Source organism: Brakhagea baltica (assembly GCF_052161605.1).
Taxonomy (GTDB): Bacteria; Planctomycetota; Planctomycetia; order Pirellulales; family Pirellulaceae; genus JBKCUI01.
Genome location: NZ_CP197409.1, coordinates 6,428,415 through 6,449,899 on the forward strand (window position 1 = coordinate 6,428,415; position 21,485 = coordinate 6,449,899).

Below are 21,485 nucleotides of genomic sequence, written 5' to 3' on the forward strand. Positions count from 1 at the left end.
AGCGCGTGCAAACCTATACATTCGTCATAAGTCTGCAGCTCGACTTCATCGATCTACCTTAGCTAGTTGATAGAGCTTTCGGTGCAATTTACCTGATTAGACAAACGGGTAGTAGCCGTTACGGAACCAGTATGGCTCCGATTCATGGCAGAGGCACAGCGGTGAACAAGATAACGAATCTAACAAAGGACAAGCTTTCTACGTTTGCTCAAAGTATAAGCGATACCTACTGGAAGAAGATAGAAACCTGGATTGACAACTTCCTGCGTCTGGAGCCTATTCCGAACCCGAATGAAGTCGATGCGATTCTTCTAGAGGATCGCATTCTGTACAGTGCCACACCGATGGCTATGCTGGACGGAGCAGAGATCGAACCTGTTGATTCAGGTGTGTCCCCAGAATTGATTGAGGCGGCCCAAGCCTATTTTGATCAATATGTCGAACAAGAGTGTTGTGATGATATCTCGCTCGAAGAATTCCCGAGCGATTCGATTTCTGGCGATGTTGAGGAGTCGACAACCCAGGCGTCCAGCGGTACGTCACGAAGAGAGCTAATCCTGATTCAGGGGGATCTCTTTTCCTCGACTGACATCCTCGCCTCCTTTGAGTCAATAAATAGTGAGATCGAGGTTCAGTTTGATGTTTTTGTCATCGATCGGTTAGAGAGTGGCTTTGCGCAGATCGAAGCCTTGCTTGCAGAATACGAGCAGATCGATGCCATTCATATTTTTTCCCAGAGCGATCAGCACGGTATTGAGTTTGGTAGTGATTGGCTAGATAGTCATGGAATCTCGCAATTTGACATCTATTTCGAAAATTGGCAGGCAAGCCTAAACTCGCAGGCCGACATCATTTTTTACGTCAATACTCTGGGAAGTGTAGACAGTGATTCCCTTGATTTTGATGCGTTAGTTAGTCACATCGCGGCAACAGCCAACGCAGACGCTTTAGTACTGACGAAGTCGATCGATGAGAATTTCACTCACCATACCTGGGCGCATGAGTACCGGTCGGGGCATATCGATTCGAACGTATTGATCATGCCGATCGTTTCGTCTGAGGTTACAAGCACTCGTATCGAAGTGGTGTTCCTCGACGAGGGTATCGAGGATTTTGAAACACTGTTCCTCGACCTCACCAATCGTGAACTAGACGGCATCCAAACCTTCGTCTTCGTGATCAGTGCCGACCAGGACGGTTTGGAGCAGGTCAATGTGCACCTAGCGACACTATCTCAACCGGTCGATGCGATCCATTTTATTAGTCACGGTACGAATCTTGCATTCAAGCTCGGCAGTACATGGTTTGACTATGCTGCGATGGTAGCAAGAGAAGCCGAATTTAACGCTTGGAGCGGAATCCTCGCCGCAGATGCAGATATTCTTTTCTATGCGTGTGAACTAGCCGGCAGCGAAGAAGGCATAACGATTCTGCATCTAATTGCAGAGTGGACCGGAGCCGATATCGCAGCCAGCGAGGACATCACTGGCCATGCCGACCTGGGCGGTAACTGGGTGCTCGAGTTTTCCATCGGGCAGATTGACGCTCAGTTGGTCTTCTCTGCCGATGTAATGGCTAATTGGTATGGAACGTTGGATTTGACGGCAGTGGGTGGGGAGACGCTGGTCAATGGGGCGACGGCCAGCCTTCAGAACGTCACCCCCGAAGTAGGTCAGCATTTGGCCATGGATGCGTCCGGACGATACGTGGTGACGTGGTTTGATGAACGCTCAGGCAACATGGATGTCTATGCCAAGGTATACAATGCCGATGGCTCGGTTCGAGTCAACGAGTTCATGGTTCACTCGACGCAGTCTTCGTTGCAGGACTGGACCAACGTGGCGATGGCCGACAATGGAACCTTCGTGGTCACCTGGAGCGACAACCGCTCGGGAAATTACGAAGTCTATATGCGACTGTTTAATGTAGACGGAACGGCCCTGACGGGCGAAACGATGGTCAGCACGCTTGCTGGCGCGCAGGATTATCACTCCGCCGATTTCGCCGCAGATGGGTCGTTTGTGGTTGCCTTTCAGAGTGCAGCCGACACCGACATCTACTTCCAGAGATACAACTCCAGCGGAGTTGCTGAAGGTGCCAATACAAAAGTCAATAATCTGACGTCCGGCACTCAGATTTCCCGCGATATCGCAGTTCGCGACGATGGTTCCTTCATTGTCACCTGGAGCGATTCGGTCAACGATGGAAACGGTACAGGTGTTTACGCTCGAATGTTTGACAGTTCGGGAACGGCTCTAGCCAACCAGTTCCTGGTCAACACGTTCACGACCGGGAATCAGGGGTATTCTTCCATCTCTTCGGATTCCAACGGAAACTTTGTCATCACCTGGACCAGTGCCAACCAGGATGGTTCGGGTGACGGCATCTACATGAAGCGGTTCGATGCGTCGGGAACAGCCCTGACGGGTGACGTGTTGGTCAATACGCTGACAGCCAATAACCAGCAATTTTCACATATCGACATGAACGCCGCCGGCGATTTTATTGTGACCTGGCAAGACTCGGCGGCCGATGGTTCGGGCACCAGCGTCTGGGCACAACAGTTTGACAGTGCCGGTACCAGAATTGGCGGTCAAGTCCTGGTGAACACCACAACAGCCAATAACCAGAGCACACCCTCCGTAGCGTTTCATGGTAACTCGGCTGTGGTGAGTTGGGGGGGCAGGGGCACCGGTGACAACCAAGGTATCTTCCTGCAGCGATACACAACAACCAACTTTAGTACACTTACTGTCACCACCACCAGCAACACGGCCGACGGCGATACCAGTAGCATCGCAGCGCTGTTGAACAACCGTGGTGCCGATGGACAGATATCCCTGCGTGAAGCGATTCTGGCCGCCAACAATTCGGCCAACGGTACCGGTGGACCCGACCGAATCTATTTTAGTATCAACACGGGTGCCCAGATCATTACAGTGACCGGCAGCGATCTGGCCGCACTGACTCAGGCGGTCATCATTGACGCCTCGACTCAGCCCGGATACATCGGTTCTCCTTTGATCTCATTGGTCGCCGGAGCGGGTCGGCAAATTGGCCTCTCTTTAGAAGGTGGCAGTAGCGGTAGCACGATTCGAGGTTTGAACATTCAAGGATTCGGCTCTGCAGGAATCAACATTACCTCCAACAACAATTTGATTGTTGGCAACTATTTAGGTACCAACGCGGCAGGGACTGCTGCGGCAGGAAATTTTGAAGGGATCAACATTTGGGGTGGAACCGGCAACATCATTGGCGGCACGGGGGCCAACGACCGTAATGTGATCTCGGGTAACACGAATAACGGAATGGTCGTGGGGGGTGGTGCCCACAATACGCAGATCATCGGGAACTACATCGGTGTGAATGCTGCGGGCACAGGAGCTCTTGGGAACTCTGCCTTGGGTATCTGGGCTGGCGGCAGTCAAGGGTTAATCATTGGCGGTACGACCGCCAATCACCGCAACGTGATTTCAGCCAATGGGGCGTTTGGAATCCTCTTTGATAACGTTGACAATAGTTTTGTGTACGGCAACTACGTCGGCACCAACGCAGCCGGCACCGCCGATCTGAACGGGACGACCTACAGTGTGGCTCAAAGCGGACTCGTACTCTCCAACGGATCGTCAGGAAACCAGATTGGCAACGTGAGTGTTTCCGGGGCTCGCAACGTCTTTTCGGGCAACAATCATTTCGGCGTCGAAATATGGGACGCTACATCCATCAATAACACCATTTCCGGGAACTACATCGGCACCAATGCCGCCGGTACTGCCGCTATCGGCAATACCAGCGGTGGATTTTCCTTCTGGGGTGCCGGAACTGGTAATCTTCTGGTTGACAACCTGATCTCAGGCAACTTAGGAATGGGAGTTTATGTTGGTAATGGATCGACGGGTGCCTTGATTCGAGGCAACTACATCGGGCTGGATGTCTCGGGCACCACGGCACTGGCCAACGGCACGGATGGTATTCGGATCTCTGACGCCAGCGGCACGCAGATTGGCAACGGAACAGTTGCCGGCCGCAACGTCATCTCTGGTAATAGTTCCCGAGGAATTGTGATTCAGGGGGCCGGCGCAACGCTCAACGTGGTGCAGGGCAACTATATTGGAACCGATGCGACAGGTATGAACGCGGTCGGAAATGCTGGAGCTGGCATCGCCGTTTGGTTTGGAGCCCAGTACAACACCATTGGAGGTAGCGCTGCCGGCGCGGGCAACGTTATCTCGGGCAATGGCAATGACGGAATCACAATCTCCGATGCGGGAACTTCGAATGTGACCGTGCAGGGGAACTTGATCGGTGTCAACGCGACAGCCACGGCTAAATTAGGAAATGGAGCCCAGGGGATCTGGATCGGCGGCGGAGCGGCATCGATTGTCATCGGTGGTGCGGGCGCGGGAGCTGGAAATGTCATCGGTGGCAGCGCTTTCGCCGGTATCGAAGTCAACGGCGCGACTACAGCCAACGTCTGGATCTATGGCAATTTCGTCGGCACCAACTCCACGGGTTTAGTAGATTTGGGCAACTCGATCGACGGCATCTTCATTACCAATGGAGCCAGCAATGTTTCGATCGGTGGTACTATCCCTGGGGCTGGGAATACCATCGCTTTCAACGGCCGTGATGGCGTGCGCATCGACAGTACCGCTGGAACAGGAAACGCCATCCTGGGGAATCGTATCTACAGCAATACAGGCCTTGGTATCAACTTGGTCGGTGGCTCTCAAAATGGATTTGGAGTAACCGCCAATGATGTAGGCGATGCTGATACCGGTCCGAACGGCCTACAGAATTTCCCTGTAGTTTCTGCGGCACAAAGCTCCGTTCTCGGACTTACAGTTCAAGGAAATCTCAACAGCGTCGCTAGTCGATCGTTCCGAATCGAGGTCTTCGCTAGTACGGCCGCCGATGCCAGTGGTCACGGTGAAGGACAACGTTATCTCGGTACGTTTAACGTCACCACCGATGGCAGCGGGAATGTGACGTTTGATCAAACGCTTAATGGCGTTTCAGTCGCCGACGGCGAATTCATCTCGATGACCGCCACCGACCTGACGACGAATAACACGTCCGAATTCGCGCTGGCCGTTGCAGCCGCATTCGTCAATCTTGCCCCATCCGCTCTACAAGTTACCAATTCCACGACTGGTGGCGTGCAGATCAACCAGGGAGGCGGCACGGACACAATCTTCGTGGCTGATAACGGAGGTGCCATTCTCGGAGGGTTAACGTCGCTGTCGATGGAGTTCCAGTTTTCGTTGTCGGAGGCAAATGTTCAGCACACCTTCCTCAGTTACGCGGTGCCCGGCACGGACAACGAGGTGTACCTCAGCACACTCGCCAATGGCAGTGTTAGGCTGCTTCTTAAGGGAATTGGAGTTACCTCAAGCGCCATCGACTTCAATTCTCTGGTGGGTACCGGCCAACATACGCTTAGCGTGACCTGGACCAACGCCGGCGGAAATTGGGCGATGTACCTCGATGGCGTTCTATTCGCCAGTGGCACGGGCTTCCGCAATGCCGCCACGCTGGCCGGCGGCGGTACCTTGGTGCTGGGTAACGATCAGGATTCCGTGGGTGGTGGCTATGACCCGGCACAAGCTTTCAATGGGACGTTCTATGACGCACGGATCTTTTCTGGAGTCAGAACGGCAGCCCAGATTGCAAACAACTACGACAACACGGTTCCGTACTTTGAGCCTAACCTGCGAGCCAACTGGACCTTCAACGATCTGTCAACAGGTGGAGTCGTCACCGATACGGTCAGCGGCAACAACCTGACCTTGCAAACCATCAATGCGCCTGGCTTTACTGCAAGTTCCACCAACCTCTATTTGGCCGTGCAGGAGAACGCTACCGCTGGTACGGTGGTGGGGACCGTCTACGGTTTTGACGCGGAAAGAGAAGCTCGCATTCAACAACTCCTGGCCGCTGATCCGTCGCTACGATACAGCGCTGAAACGGGCAGCTTCTATAAACTGGTTAGCACGAACGTTTCTTGGACCACTGCGCTTAGTGCGGCACAATCAGTCACACTGGGCGGGGTGTCTGGTAATCTTGTTACCATCCAGTCTGCCGCGGAAAATCAGATTGTTTGGTCATTGGCAATATTGCACGGCGGTGAGATTTGGATAGGCGCCACGGATCGAACTGTCGAAGGGGAATGGCGGTGGGTTGTTGACGGAAATGATGATCAATATTTCTGGCAAGGCGGCGTGGGAGGCTATCGCATCGATGGTGCTTACACCAATTGGACCCCTTCGGAGCCGAGTGAGACGGTTCCCGCAGATGACTATATGCGTCTCCGCCCCTCCGATGGTCGTTGGCTCGATTCAACCAATAATGGTTTTTCCCTCGGCTATGTCATCGAATGGAATGCTGATGCAGTACTGGATTCCACCAATGCATTGATCTACTCGATCACCTCGCAAACGGTCGCTGGTGCGTTTACTATCGATGCGAGTACCGGCGTGATTACGGTCGCCAATGGAACACTGCTCGATTATGAAACGCAAACCAGCCATACAATCACTGTACAAGTGACCGATGCACTAGGCGCGAGCTTCAGTCAAATCATGACGATTTCGCTGATCGACGTGGATGACCAGCCTCGCGATCTTTTCGCCGTGCCAACCATAGACAATGGCAACGTCATTGGCTACTACAGCTTCACCGATTCGAACAATCTAGGCCGCGATGACGCTGGGGATGACCAGCCAATCACGCTCTTCAATAATCCGACACAAACGACCGGACCCAGTGGTAGTGAGGCGATCGACTTCAACGGCACCAACCAATACGGTGATATCGCCGGTCTCAGCACCGGTGGCGCGATGACTTTCGCTGGCTGGGTTCGATTCGACACGACTGGTAGCTGGCAACGTGTGTTCGATTTTGGTGGCCCCAATGCAATTGGGATCGATAATATTTACGTCGGTCGTCTCGGCACTAGTAACGACCTGACCTTCACCATCGAGCAAAACGGAGTCTTCACGCATCGCGCCACAGCTGTTGGGGCAATAACCAATGGTACGTGGCTTCACTTTGCCGCGACAATTGATGGCAATGGTAATATGGTACTGTACGTAAACGGTGTGCAGGCTGCGACTCGAGCGGCCGTTGCACTTACTGAGACAGTGCGGGTAAATAACTTCATCGGTCGCTCGAACTGGAGCGACGCCTATCTAGATGGCGCCATTGATAATTTTCTCATCGCTCGAGGTGTGATGTCGGCAGAAGATGTCAGTGCACTCTACCAACAAAACAACCAATTCCGAGTTGTCGAGAACGCCATCGACGGGACGCGGGTGGGAATGGTCTTCACGGCGCATCCGATCTCTGGAACGACCTACACCTACTCGCTGACTGACAATGCCGGCGGGCGTTTTGCGATTGATGCCACCACGGGTGAAATCACCGTCGCCAACGGATCGCTGTTGGACTTTGAAACCGCCACCGCGCACACGATCACCGTCCAGGTCACCGACGCGTTCGGAAACTCCTATGACGAACAGATGACGATCAACGTCAGCAACGTCAACGAAGCCCCCACAGCCAATCCCGACACCGCCATCGCCGTCGAAGCAGGCGGCACCAACAACGGCACCGCCGGGGTGAACCCCACCGGCAACGTCTTGACCAACGACACCGACCCCGACGCGGGCGACACGAAGGAAGTGATCGGAGTCAGCGCTGGTGTCCAGCCTTTAGGCGCCTCCCCAGCATCCTCCCCTGTCTCCGGCCTTTACGGCACCATCACCATCGCCGCAGACGGCACCTACACCTACACGGTCGACAACACCAACCCAACCGTCCAAGCGCTCAATGTCGGCCAGTCACTGACCGACACCTTCACCTATACGATGCAAGACAGCGGCGGCCTGACCAGCACGACGCAGATCACCATCACGATCCAAGGCCTTAACGACGCTCCATACGACATCATAGGAGGACCGCTGAGCGTTGACGAAAACGTAGCCACAGGAACGGTGGTTGGAACCATTGTCGGACTCGATCATGAAAGTACGAATACCGAAAGGTTCTTCGAGGATTTCGAGTCCGGTGCCACGGGTTGGTCGAACAACACGACCACCAATGCGACAGGCTTCACTCGTTTCCTCGGACGTTTCGGCGGAAGCGATGGCACGCAAGCGGTCAGCAAGACATTCAACTTCTCTAACGGATCGAACCCGGCAACGGTCGAGTTTGACCTTTATCGTTTGGATTCCTGGGATGGAGAGAACTTCCTTGTTTTCATCAATGATAATCAAGTAGTCTCGATTTCATTCGTCCAACTTGCTTTCAGTGGAGCCAGTGGTTCGTCCGGTAACGTCACCTGGACGGCAGTGCCTTCGAGTACCTATGTCAACACGGGTTTCGGTCACTGGCCTGATCAGACTATTCGACTATCGCTAACGATTACCGACCCAGGAACAGAGCTGAAAGTCGGCTTCGGCTCTACGCTTGATCAAGATATCAATGATGAGTCATATGGAATCGATAACTTGGCGGTCATGTCGGTAGGCCTGACTTACCAGTTGCTCGACGACGCAGACGGACGCTTTGCCATTAACAGCTTGAACGGAGAAATCACCGTCGCAAACGGCAGCTTACTAAACTTCGAAGCAAGTTCCTCACACACGATCACCGTCCGCGCCATCGACCCAGCCGGATTGACGTTCGATAAAACCGTTACGATCAATCTTAACGATGTCAACGAATCGCCCACTGCCGTCGCCGATACCGCTATCGCCGTAGAGGCGGGCGGAGCGAACAACGGCGTTGCCGGCGTTAACCCAAGCGGAAACGTCTTGACCAACGACACCGATCCCGACGCTGGCGACACCAAGACCGTGGTCGGCGTCAGCGCTGGTGTCCAGCCTTTAGCCGCCGGGTCTGTATCCGCCCCCATCACCGGCACCTACGGCACCATCACCATCGCCGCCGACGGCACCTACACCTACACCCTCGACAACGACAACCCCACCGTCCAAGCACTCAACGTCGGACAGTCACTGCAAGACGTCTTTACCTACACGATGGAAGACTCGGGCGGACTGACCAGCACGACGCAAATCACGATCACCATCGAAGGTGCCAACGACGCTCCGACGCTCGATCTGAACGCTTCGTCAGGTGGACTCGGTTACTTAGCGGTCTTCACCGAAAACGATCCGGCGATCAGCGTTGTCAATAGCGACGCGGTGCTCAGCGATTTGGGCGAAGCGGATTTGACCGAGCTTCGCATCACCGTCACCGGAAACCTTGACGGAGCCAACGAACGCCTGACGATCGCGGGCCAAGACTTTCCGCTGAACGCCAACCAATCGTTCACGAATATCACAGTTGGTGGAACCTCGTTCGATATCAACTACACCGCATCCACGGGATTGGTAACCATCACGCAAACCGGCGGCGGTATTGTTTCGACCGCCGATCTGCAAACGCTGATCCGCGGTATCACCTATGAAGACCTTGGCGAAATCCCAACCGCTGGCGCGCGAGCATTCACGTTTAGCGTTATCGACTCAGGTGGTCTCGCATCGCTGGCGGCAAAATCGACGATCATCGTATTGAGCGTCCAAGACGCGCTCGTCGCAAACAACATCAGCGTAACCACCGACGAAGATATCGTCTTCAACGGAACGTATGTTGCCACCGACGCCGACGCGACATCGATCGAATATGCCCTTGGCACCAATGCAACGCTTGGAAATGTCGTCGTCAATCCCGATGGAACTTATACTTATACACCCAATAGTAACGCCAACGGCAGCGACAGTTTCACGATCGACGTTACCTCTCGCAACACGCAACAAATTGCGGGTCTGTTCAATACCGGTGTGAACCAAGACTGGACGCTGATCGCGGGCAACGTCATCGATGCAAACTACACGCTCGCGTTAGCACCCGTTGCAGGAGATAATGCCGTTGTTTATGCGGGTCAACCGCATACCTACGTAGCCAACGATTCGAACTCGCAGTGGCTGCGTCCACAGTTGTCGCCATCCAACAATACCTACCACTACCAAACGTCATTTAGCATCAGTGCGGATGCTGACCTTGCCAGCATCCTGCTTAGCCTTTCCGTCGGTACCGACAATTATCTTGACAACATCCTGATCAATGGCCAATCCACTGGCTTGACGTATGACACCTTTATGACGCTTGGAGACTTCAATCTCAACGCCGCTAACTTCAACTTCTATCAAGCAGGTCTCAACACGCTGACTTTTGTGGTTCGCGATACCGGCGGGCCAACCGGCTTCCGAGTCGACAACATCACCGGTTTTGAAACGATTATCCAAACCGAAACCGCAACCGTTTCGATGACAATCAATGCCGTCAACGACGCGCCTGTCGCCGTCGCCGATACTGCGATCGCCGTCGAAGCCGGCGGCGTTGCCAACGGCACCGCGGGCACCAACCCAACCGGCAACGTCCTGGACAACGACACCGACGTCGACGCGGGTGATACGAAAGAAGTTGTCGGTGTCAGCGCTGGTGTCCAGCCTTTAGGCGACTCCCCTGTATCCACCCCCGTCACCGGCACCTACGGCACCATCACCATCGCTGCCGACGGCACCTACACCTACACCCTCGACAACGACAACCCCACCGTCCAAGCACTCAACGTCGGCCAGTCACTGCAAGACGTTTTCACCTACACAATGGAAGATTCGGGCGGGCTGACCAGCACCACCCAAATCACGATCACCATCGAAGGTCGAAACGACGAACAAGTAATCGCGACCAACACCGGCACCACCGTCGATGAAGGTTCAACCGCCAACGTCATCACCTCCGCGATGCTGCAAACGACCGACGTTGACAACACCGACAGCCAACTCGTCTACGCCGTCACGGCGCTGCCGACCAACGGTGCGTTGCGATTGAGCGGCACGGCGCTCACCGCCGGCAACACCTTCACCCAAGCCGACATCGACGCTGGTCTCGTCACCTACGATCACGACGACTCGGAAAGTCCGACCGACTCATTCTCGTTCACCGTCGACGACGGAAGTGGCACGGCATCTTCAGGCACCTTCAACTTCACCATCACAAACGTCAACGACGCGCCAGTTCTAACCCCATTCGCACCAACATTGCCACTGGTCGAAGACGGCTCGCCGTTCACCGCGACAATCGCATCGCTATTGGGCTCAAGTGTCACCGATTCCGATCCCGGTGCGGTCGAAGGGATCGCGATCACGGGACTTTCGCTCGATGGCGGAACGCTGCAGTACAGCATCAACGGCACCGACTGGATCACGGTCAGCGGCGTATCGCCAACGAGCGCACTGCTGTTGCGGGCGACCGACCAGATGCGGTTCACGCCCAGCACCACCAACGGCGGCACCACCCTGATTTCCTATCACGCTTGGGACCAAACGTCCGGCACCGCAGGCGGACTGGCGGACGTGTCGACAACCGGTGGCACGACTGCCTTCAGCATCGCCACCGACACGATCACCGTGAATGTCACCAGCGTCAACGATGCCCCGGTGCTCGAAAACAGCGGTGACATGACGCTGACCTCGATCACCGAAGACAACACCAACAACGCGGGCCAGTCCGTCGCTTCGATCATCAACTCCGCCGGTGGCGATCGCATTACGGATGTTGATAACGGTTCCGTGGAAGGGATCGCCATCACGTCGCTCACCAGCGGCAATGGCACTTGGGAATACTCGATCGACGGCGGCACCAATTGGCTCGCCGTCGGCACCGTCGCCGATGACTCCGCGTTACTCCTGCGCAGCACCGACCTGATCCGCTTCGTACCCAATGCCGAAAATGGCACCACGGCCGAGTTTACCTTCCGGGCGTGGGATCAAACCAGCGGATCGGCTGGGCAGAAGGTCGATGCGTCAGTCAACGGCGGCACCACGGCGTTCAGTACCGATACCGATGTGGCTTCCATCTTGGTCACCGATATCAACGATGCGCCTATAGTTATCTCCACTCCGTTCTCGATCGGAACGACCGACGAAAACACGGCATCGATTCCAGTAACGGTCAGTAGCTTCCTCGCAGGTGCTGGCTATTCCGATGTGGATGATGGGGCACTATCGGGACTGGCTATCACAGCCATCTCAGGCGATGGCACTTGGCAGTATTCGACCGATGGCACCACCTGGAACGAAATCACTTCGGTCAGCAGCACCAATGCCCTATTGCTCACCTCGACCAGCCAGATTCGCTACATCCCCAACGGCATCAACGGCGAGACAGCCACGTTTGAGTTCCGAGCTTGGGATCAAACCAGCGGCACCGCATCGACCAACGGATCGCCAGCCTATGCAGACCCCGGAGTTGGCGGTGGCACGACGGCCTATAGCACTGCCACCGCAACGGCTCAGTTGACCGTTACCGATGTGAATGATGCTCCCGTGATCACGGTCGAACCAGGCGATTTGGATGCGGTTACCCTTGTCGAAACCAACCCTTCGCTTCAAACACAAGGCACGTTGACGGTAACCGATGTCGACATTGCCGACACCGTGACTGCCAGTGTCACGAGCGCTATTGCCTCAGGAACCACCAGCGGATTGCTATCCGATAACGCCGCCCTATTGGCGATGCTGGCGATCAATACGGATATCATCGATGGCGCTTCGACTTCAGGTCAGATCGCTTGGATTTTCGATTCCGGCAGCGAAGCGTTTGACTTCTTGGCGGTAGGTGAATCACTGGTGTTAACCTACACGATCGAGGTGGTAGACTCCCCAGGTTTGACCGATGCAAAACAAGTTACGATTGTCGTAACGGGAACCAACGACGCACCGATTTCTCAGGCGGGAGTCAACGCAGCCATCGAGGACGGCCCAGCAGTCACCGGGCAACTGATCGCCACCGATGTTGACACCAGCGATACGCATACTTTCACGCTGGTGACCGGCCCCAGCGAAGGTTCGGTCGTGGTCAACGCCGATGGTTCGTACACGTTCAATCCAGGCAGCGACTTCCAAGACTTGGCAGTGGGTGAAACCCGCGACGTGACATTCGTTTACGAAGTAGAAGACAACCACGGCGCGACTTCGCAGAACACAGTCACAATAACGGTCACCGGTACCAACGACGCACCGAACATTGAAAATCCCCTGCAATCGCAGTGGGCCGTCGAAGATCGACCGTTCAGTTTCACGATTCCAGCCAATACGTTTGCTGACGTCGATGCTGGTGATACGCTGACGTACACAGCTACGCTGGCCAATGGTGATCCGTTACCAAGCTGGCTGTTGTTCGATCCTGCCACCGGAACCTTTAGTGGAACACCGCTGAACGAAGATGTTGGAACGATCAACGTTCGCGTTACGGCGACGGACAGTGGTGGGCTGGACGTATCGAGTGATTTCGGTATCTCGATCGCCAATACGGCCGATGCACCGACACTGCTCACCGTCGATGCCAGCGGCGGTTTGAACACGGCTATACCACTGGATATCGCGGTCAGCAGCACGTCGCTGGCCGGTGACGAAACGATCTATTTGACGATCAGCGGTGTGCCTGCTGGCGCGACGCTGTCGGCTGGAAACGATCTGGGAGGGGGCGTTTGGTATTTGACCGAAGCCGACTTGGTTGGTTTGACGATCACTCCGCCGCTCAATGACGGATCTGAAATCGTGCTCAGCGTCACAGCTCGGGCCAATACCCCCTTCGCCAGTGGCGCCTTGGCCGCTTATGAGTTCGATGGAATCAATCCACTGGCTGATAGCTCCGGGAACAATCGCGATTTAACGGAAGTAGGCCCGGTTCCATTCACCGACGGTATCGCCGAGTTGGCCGGAACAGAAAATTATCTCAATAGTGACTCGGTTGCACCGCTTAGTTTAATAAGTGACTATTCGATTTCGTTCTGGGCACGTCCCGATTCGATTCATCGAGGGGCCGTGGTGACTTTGTACAATGGGACTGGTCAGGGATCGTTGATCGAGTTCCAACTCGATGGCAATCTGAGGTTCCTCAATCGTCCCAATGGTGGAACGGTGGGAGGTGACAATATCATTGTCAATCTGCCCGATTACGCCAATGGAGACTGGATGCAGGTGACGGCGGTGCGAGCGGGCACTGAGATGTTCTTGTACGTCAACGGAGAAATGGTTGGCAGCGCAGCGACCACCTCGGGGATGTGGGCCGACCTGGATTACAACATTGGTCGCTTGCAGGACACCAATCCGATTCGCGCCTTTAATGGAGGTATCGATCGGGTAGCGATTTTTGATCGAGCTTTGACGGCAGAAGAGATTGCTCAAGAAGCGACCGTGCGCGTAGGGACCGCAACCACACAAATGTTGACCGTAACTGTCAACAACAACGCCCCCGTTGCCAATCCCGATTCAGCCATCGCAGTGGAGGCTGGTGGCATCGCCAACGGAACCGGAGGCACGAACCCAACGGGCAACGTCCTGACCAACGATACCGATCCCGACGCAGGCGACACCAAGACCGTGATCGGTGTCAGCGCTGGTGTCCAGCCTTTAGGCGCCGGGCCTGTCGATACCCCGATCTCCGGTTCCTTCGGCAGCATCACCATCGCAGAAGACGGTTCCTACACCTACACCCTCAACAACGACCATGCCGATGTGCAAGCCCTCCGTACTGCGGACGACACGCTAACCGATGTCTTTACCTACACGATTACCGACAGTGGAGGTCTGACCAGCACCACGCAAATAACGATCACGATCCAAGGGGCCAACGACGCACCGCATGAGATCACTACGACCGGTTTGTCGGTTGCCGAAAACGGTACGGACGGCATGCTTGTTGGAACGGTGGTCGGTTTAGATTTTGATTCTGGCGATGTGCTGACTTATACCCTGGAAGATGATGCCGAGGGACGGTTCACAATCCAAGCGGCGACTGGCCAGATTTTCGTTGCGAACGCCAGCTTGATCGATTACGAAATCGCCAGCTCCCATCAGATCACCGTGCGGGCAACCGACTTGGAAGGTACCTGGTTCGAGAAGATCAAGACGGTCACTATCATCGACACCAACGATGCACCGGTCATCGATCCAGTGGCCACATTTACGCTCCATTCAATTACCGAAGACCAACTCAATAATACCGGACAAACGGTCGCTTCGATCATCGCCTCGGGTGGGATTGGCGGAATCACCGACCAGGACGCTGGGGCTGTGCAAGGCTTGGCGATCACCGCCCTGAACAGCGGCAATGGCAGTTGGCAATATTCGATCAATGGAGGCAGCACTTGGATCAATGTCGGTGCCGTGTCGGACTCTAACGCGTTGCTGTTGCGAGAAAGCGACCTAATTCGATTCGTTCCCAACGGACAAACCGGCACCATCGCCCATTTTACTTTCCGCGGCTGGGATCAAACCAGCGGGACAGCAGGAACCAAGGTGGACTCCTCCGTAAATGGCGGGACAACGGCGTTCAGTACGAGTGACGCGTTGGCTGAGATTGTGGTGACGGATGTCAACGACGCACCGACTTTGAATAACAGTCAACCGTTTTCAATGACGACGATCACAGAAGATGATCTGAGTAATCCCGGACAATCAGTGGCCGCAATCTTGGCCTCGAACGGTGGCAACCCGATCAATGATGTCGATGGCCCCGATTCGTTGCGGGGGATTGCCATTCGAACGACGACCGGCAACGGTACTTGGCAATACTCACTGGACGACGGATCGACTTGGCAGAACGTAGGCAATGTCTTGAACGGCAATGCCCTGTTGCTGCGAGACAGCGACTTGGTCCGTTTTGTTCCCGATGGGGAAAATGGAACAAACGCAAGCTTCACCTTTCGAGCCTGGGACCAAACCGCTGGTACTGCCGGGACCAAAGTCGATACCAGTTCGACTAACAATGGGGGCACAACCTCCCTCAGCAACGCGATCGGGACCGTTAATTTAACGGTGACTGACGTGAATGATGCGCCAGTCGTGAATCTAGGTGGCAACTTCACTTTCACCCCGATTGCCGAAGACACCCATTCTGCGGCCAACTCGGGAACAACGATCGCCGATTTGATTGCTAGTGCTGGTTCTGGTGTCTTTACCGATGTGGATAACGGTGCGGTCCAAGGAATTGCGATCACCGGAATTGATAACAATAACGGTATCTGGTTCTACTCGCTGGACGGGGATACCTGGGTTTCGATAGCCGACGCTGGTGTCTCAATTGCCGGAGCCAACGATAGCTCGGCTCTGTTGTTGGACACAACTGCTCTGGTGCGATTCGAACCACGCTTAGACTACTTTGGAGAGGCAAGCATCACATTCCGAGGCTGGGACCAAACCGATGGAAGCAACGGCCAGTCGGGAGTTGATGTTTCCGCTAATGGCGGAACGACCGCGTTTAGTGCAAGTATCGCAACTGCGATCAAGCAGATCACCCCGGTCAATGATGCTCCCGAGTTCTTGGGAGCTAACCAGGTCGACAACGGCACTTTCGATGCGGAACTCGACGGTTGGGTCGCATCGGGCAATGTCGGTTATAGTGCTGGTCTCGTCCGGTTTGGTGGCTTCGGCGGAGGAATCAACGGTCAGATTTCGCAAACACTAAACACGGTTCCCGGCCAAGTCTATTACATCACGTTTCAATACGGGGACTTCAGTTCAACGCAGAGCCAATCCTTGCGACTCCAGATCCAAGGTTCAGAATCCCCTCTCAACACCGTCATTACTTCCGGAGTAGAAGCCGACACGCTGCAGCCATATACCTTCCGATTTGTGGCGACTGATACGACAACCACGATAGTCTTCTCTGACGAGTCAACGAGTCACTCCGGGGTGCGGGGCTATTTGGATAATGTCTCGGTCAAGGCTGTTGTCGAAAACGTCACCCCCATCAGTTACACCGAAAAAGATCCCCCCATTACGATCCACAATCAACTGAATCTCGGGGATATTGATAGCACACATTTGTTATCAGCAGTGATTCGAATTCAAGACAACTTTGTTGCTGGACAAGACGTGTTGAGTTTCACCAATCAACTGGGAATCACCGGCAGTTGGGATGCAGTCAACGGCACGCTGACCTTGACAGGGGCCGCCACAATCGAGCAATACCAATCCGCCCTGAGAAGTGTCACTTATCACAACACCAGCAACTTTCCATCCGAGGCAATTCGTACCGTCTCCTTCCAAGTCAATGACGGCGAAGCCAACAGTATCGAGTTCACTCGTGATGTTTTTGTGACGAGTGTCAACGATGCGCCTGAGATTACGATCGGTGTGAATGACAGTGCCAACGAGACAATCGCAGAAACGAATTCTGGGATCACGGCGGCAGGATCGTTAACTGTCACCGACCTCGATTTACCCGATACGGTCACCGCGACGGTAACCAGCGTCATTCCTGCCGGCAACAGCAATGGATTGATCAGCGACAACGCCGCTCTTCTAGCGATGTTGACTGTCAATTCAACCCCGATCGATGGAACCACCGAAACCGGTACGATCCATTGGTCGTTCAATTCGGGTAGCGAGGCCTTTGATTACTTGGCCGTGGGTGAATCGTTGACATTGACGTACACCATCCGCGTCGAAGACCCGACAGGCGACTTCGACACACAAGACATCACCGTTACCATCACCGGCACCAACGACGCGCCGGTAATCTCGATTGGTGGTAGTGACAGTGCTGGCGATAGCCTGACAGTCGACGGCGGCACGCTCACCACGGAGGGCACTTTGAGCGTAGCCGACCTCGATCGAAGTGATTCGGTAACTGCTACAGTTACCAACTTCAGCAAGTCCGGAAACACCGCCGGTTTGGCGCTCAGCGATACCGAACTCGAGGCACTTCTTTCGCTCGTCGATACCAGCATCATTTCGAACACTCAGCAATCGGGTACGATCGAGTGGGTGTTTGATTCGGATGGTTACACGTTCGGCTACTTGGGTGCTGGCGAGTCTTTGACGCTGGTCTATACGATCACGGCGACCGATTCCCAGAACGTATCCGCCACGCAAGACATCACCATTGTCATTGACGGCGTCAACACAGCCCCGACGATTACTGTCGAGCCTGGTGACAGAGATAACGACACCCTGGTCGAAACTGATGACACGCTTGCTACCAGCGGGACGCTCACCGTTACCGACATCAACACGACCGACGAAGTCACTGCCACGGTTACAAGTGTGGTCACCTCGGGAACCACCACTGGGCTGATACCCGATAACGCCGCCCTCCTGGACATGCTCACGGTCGATTCGGACGTGATTGATGGTTCAACAGAAACGGGTTCAATCACTTGGACGTTCGATTCGAGAGGCGAACCGTTTGACTTCCTAGCCGTTGGCGAGTCACTCACTTTGACCTACACCATTCGTGCCGAAGATACGCAGGGTGACTTTGGCACCTATCAGGTGACGATCACGATTACCGGCACCAATGATTCGCCACAGTTTATGCCCGATGGTAGCGATACTTGGGAAGCCGAGCTATCGATCACGGGCGGGACATTGATTACCGCAGGTGCGCTACGCGTCATTGATCTTGACTATAGCGATGAAGTCACAGCAACGATCTCTGGCTTTACACGTTGGGGCGAGGACACCGGTCTAACACTCACAGATAGTCAGCTCGAATCGTTGCTGACGATCAACTCAGAAATTATCGACGGATCCAATGTTGAAGGATTTGTCCAATGGACCTTTGATTCCGACGGATACACGTTCGATTACCTCGGCGCGAATGAGTCGATCACGTTGGTTTACACCATTAGAGTGACCGACTCGCAAGGGGCAATCGATACGCAAACCGTTACGATCATCATCAGCGGCAATAACGCAGCCCCCGATATAACGATCCAATCGGGCGACAGCAATTCCGACACCTTGGCCGAGACCGATACAACCCTCACAAGCACCGGTACCCTATCGGTTCTCGATATCAACACCACCGATACGGTGACGGCAGCGGTGACGAGTGTTTCGACTTCCGGTACGACCGCCGGACTGCAATCAGACGAAGCGGCCTTGCTCGCCATGCTTTCTTTGGTTGAATCAAACGTTATCGACGGAACGACCGAAACGGGCCAGATCACGTGGAATTTTAATTCGGGTAGCGAAGCGTTCGATTACTTGGCCGCGGGCGAATCACTCGTTTTGACCTATACCATTACGGCAACCGATTCTCAGAACGACACGGATACCGAAACGGTCACCATCACGATTACCGGTACCAACGATGTGCCGACGATCACTGTCGTGAAGGTGACCGGAGCGGTCACGGAAGACGCATCGACGCCCACGTTGACCGATAGCGGCTCGGTTACGTTTGCGGAAATCGACGAGACCGACGTGATCAGTTCGTCGGTTGCACTGACCAGTACCTCGACCACTGGCCCAGCGATCCCGGCGGACTTAGCAACAGCGCTCACCAGTGCGGTCACCTTGACGCAGACCGGCACCAATGACGGCACGATCGTCTGGGATTTTGCACTGGCCAACAGCCTTACACAATACTTGGCCGATGGTGAAACGGTCACGGCTATCTACACGATCACCGTTAGTGACGATAGCGGAACGGCGAACGACACGGCGACGCAAAATGTCACCGTGGTCATCACCGGTACCAACGATGTGCCAACCATTACCGTGGTGAAGGTTGATGGTGCGGTCACTGAAGACGCTTCCACACCGACACTGACGGACAGCGGCTCGATTACTTTCGCCGAAGTCGACGAAACCGATGTCATCAGTTCCTCGGTAGCTTTAACCAACACCTCAACCACCGGTCCGGCGATTCCAGCAGACTTGGAAACAGCGCTCGCCAGCGCTGTCACCTTAACTCAAACCGGCACCAACGACGGCACGATCGTCTGGGATTTTGCACTGGCTAACAGCCTTACTCAGTACTTGGCCGCTGGCGAATCCGTCACGGCCGTTTACACGATTACCGTGACGGATGACAGTGGAACCGCAAACAACACGGTAACGCAAGATGTGACGGTAGTGATTACCGGCACCAACGACGCGCCGACCATTACCGTCGTCGATGTGAATGGCGCCGTGACTGAAGACGCCTCTACACCGACACTGACCGATAGCGGATCTATTACTTTCGCCGAAGTCGACGAAACCGATGTGATCAGTTCGTCGGTTGCGTTGAGCAGTACCTCGACGACTGGCCCAGCGATTCCTGCGGACTTAGCAACCGCGCTCACCAGTGCCGTGACGTTAACCCAGACAGGCACCAACGACGGCACGATCGTCTGGGACGTTGCCCTGGCCAATAGTCTCACGCAGTACTTGGCCGATGGCGAGACCGTAACGGCTGTTTACACAATTACTGTCAGCGACGACAGCGGAACAGCCAACGATACAGCGACTCAAGACGTGACCGTGGTCATCACCGGCACGAATGACGTGCCAACCATCTCGATCGGTGGCAGCGATAGCGCGGCAGAGACGCTCGGTGTCACGGGAGCAACGTTGACCACGGCTGGGTCGCTATCGGTGGCCGATGTCGATCGCACCGATGTGGTGACGGCGGGCGTTACTAACTTTGCCAAATCAGGTGATCTTACCGGTTTGACGCTAAGCGATGCGCAGCTCGAAGCCATGCTGTCACTCAATGCTGACGTCATTTCGAACACCGACCAATCAGGAGTTGTCCATTGGGCGTTTGATTCCGATGGTTACACGTTCGGTTACCTATCAGCAGGGCAGTCGATCACGTTGACTTACACCATCACCGTGACCGACAGCCAAGGGGCGACCGATACCCAAGATGTGCTCGTCACCATTACGGGGGCCAATACTGCTCCTAACATCACGGTCGAAACCGGCGATAGTAACAGCGACACCTTGGTTGAAACCGATTCAACCCTCACAAGCACCGGTACCCTATCGGTTCTCGATATCAACACCACCGATACGGTGACGGCAGCGGTGACGAGTGTTGCGACTTCCGGTACGACGGCTGGACTGCAATCAGACGAAGCGGCCTTGCTCGCCATGCTTTCCTTGGTTGAATCAAACGTTATCGACGGAACGACCGAGACGGGCCAAATCACCTGGAATTTCCATTCGGGCAGCGAAGCGTTCGATTACTTGGCAGTTGGTGAATCGCTCGTTCTGACCTATACCATTACCGCAACCGATTCTCAGAACGACACGGATACCGAAACGGTCACCATCACCATCACCGGTACCAATGACGCGCCAACCATCACTGTGGTGAAGGTTACCGGAGCGGTCACCGAAGATGCTTCCACACCGACACTGACCGACAGTGGGTCGGTCACCTTCGCCGAAATCGACGAGACCGATGTCATCAGTTCCTCGGTAGCTTTAACCAGCACCTCAACCACCGGTCCGGCGATTCCAACAGACTTGGCAACAGCACTTGCTAGTGCCGTGACGTTGACGCAGACCGGTACCAACGACGGCACGATTGTCTGGGATTTTGCCCTGGCTAATAGCCTCACGCAGTACTTGGCGGACGGCGAAACGGTCACGGCTGTTTAAACCATCACCGTCAGCGACGATAGC

At 54.9% G+C, this 21,485-nt stretch carries 1 protein-coding gene; it reads left to right on the top strand.

The genetic code is table 11. From position 1 onward, the window contains the following. The first annotated feature begins 161 nt into the window (after nt 1-161). Nucleotides 162-21,461, top strand: coding sequence for a VCBS domain-containing protein (locus SH449x_RS25100; protein WP_482378822.1), 21,300 nt, complete (start codon nt 162-164; stop codon nt 21,459-21,461). The last annotated feature ends 24 nt before the right edge of the window (nt 21,462-21,485 follow it).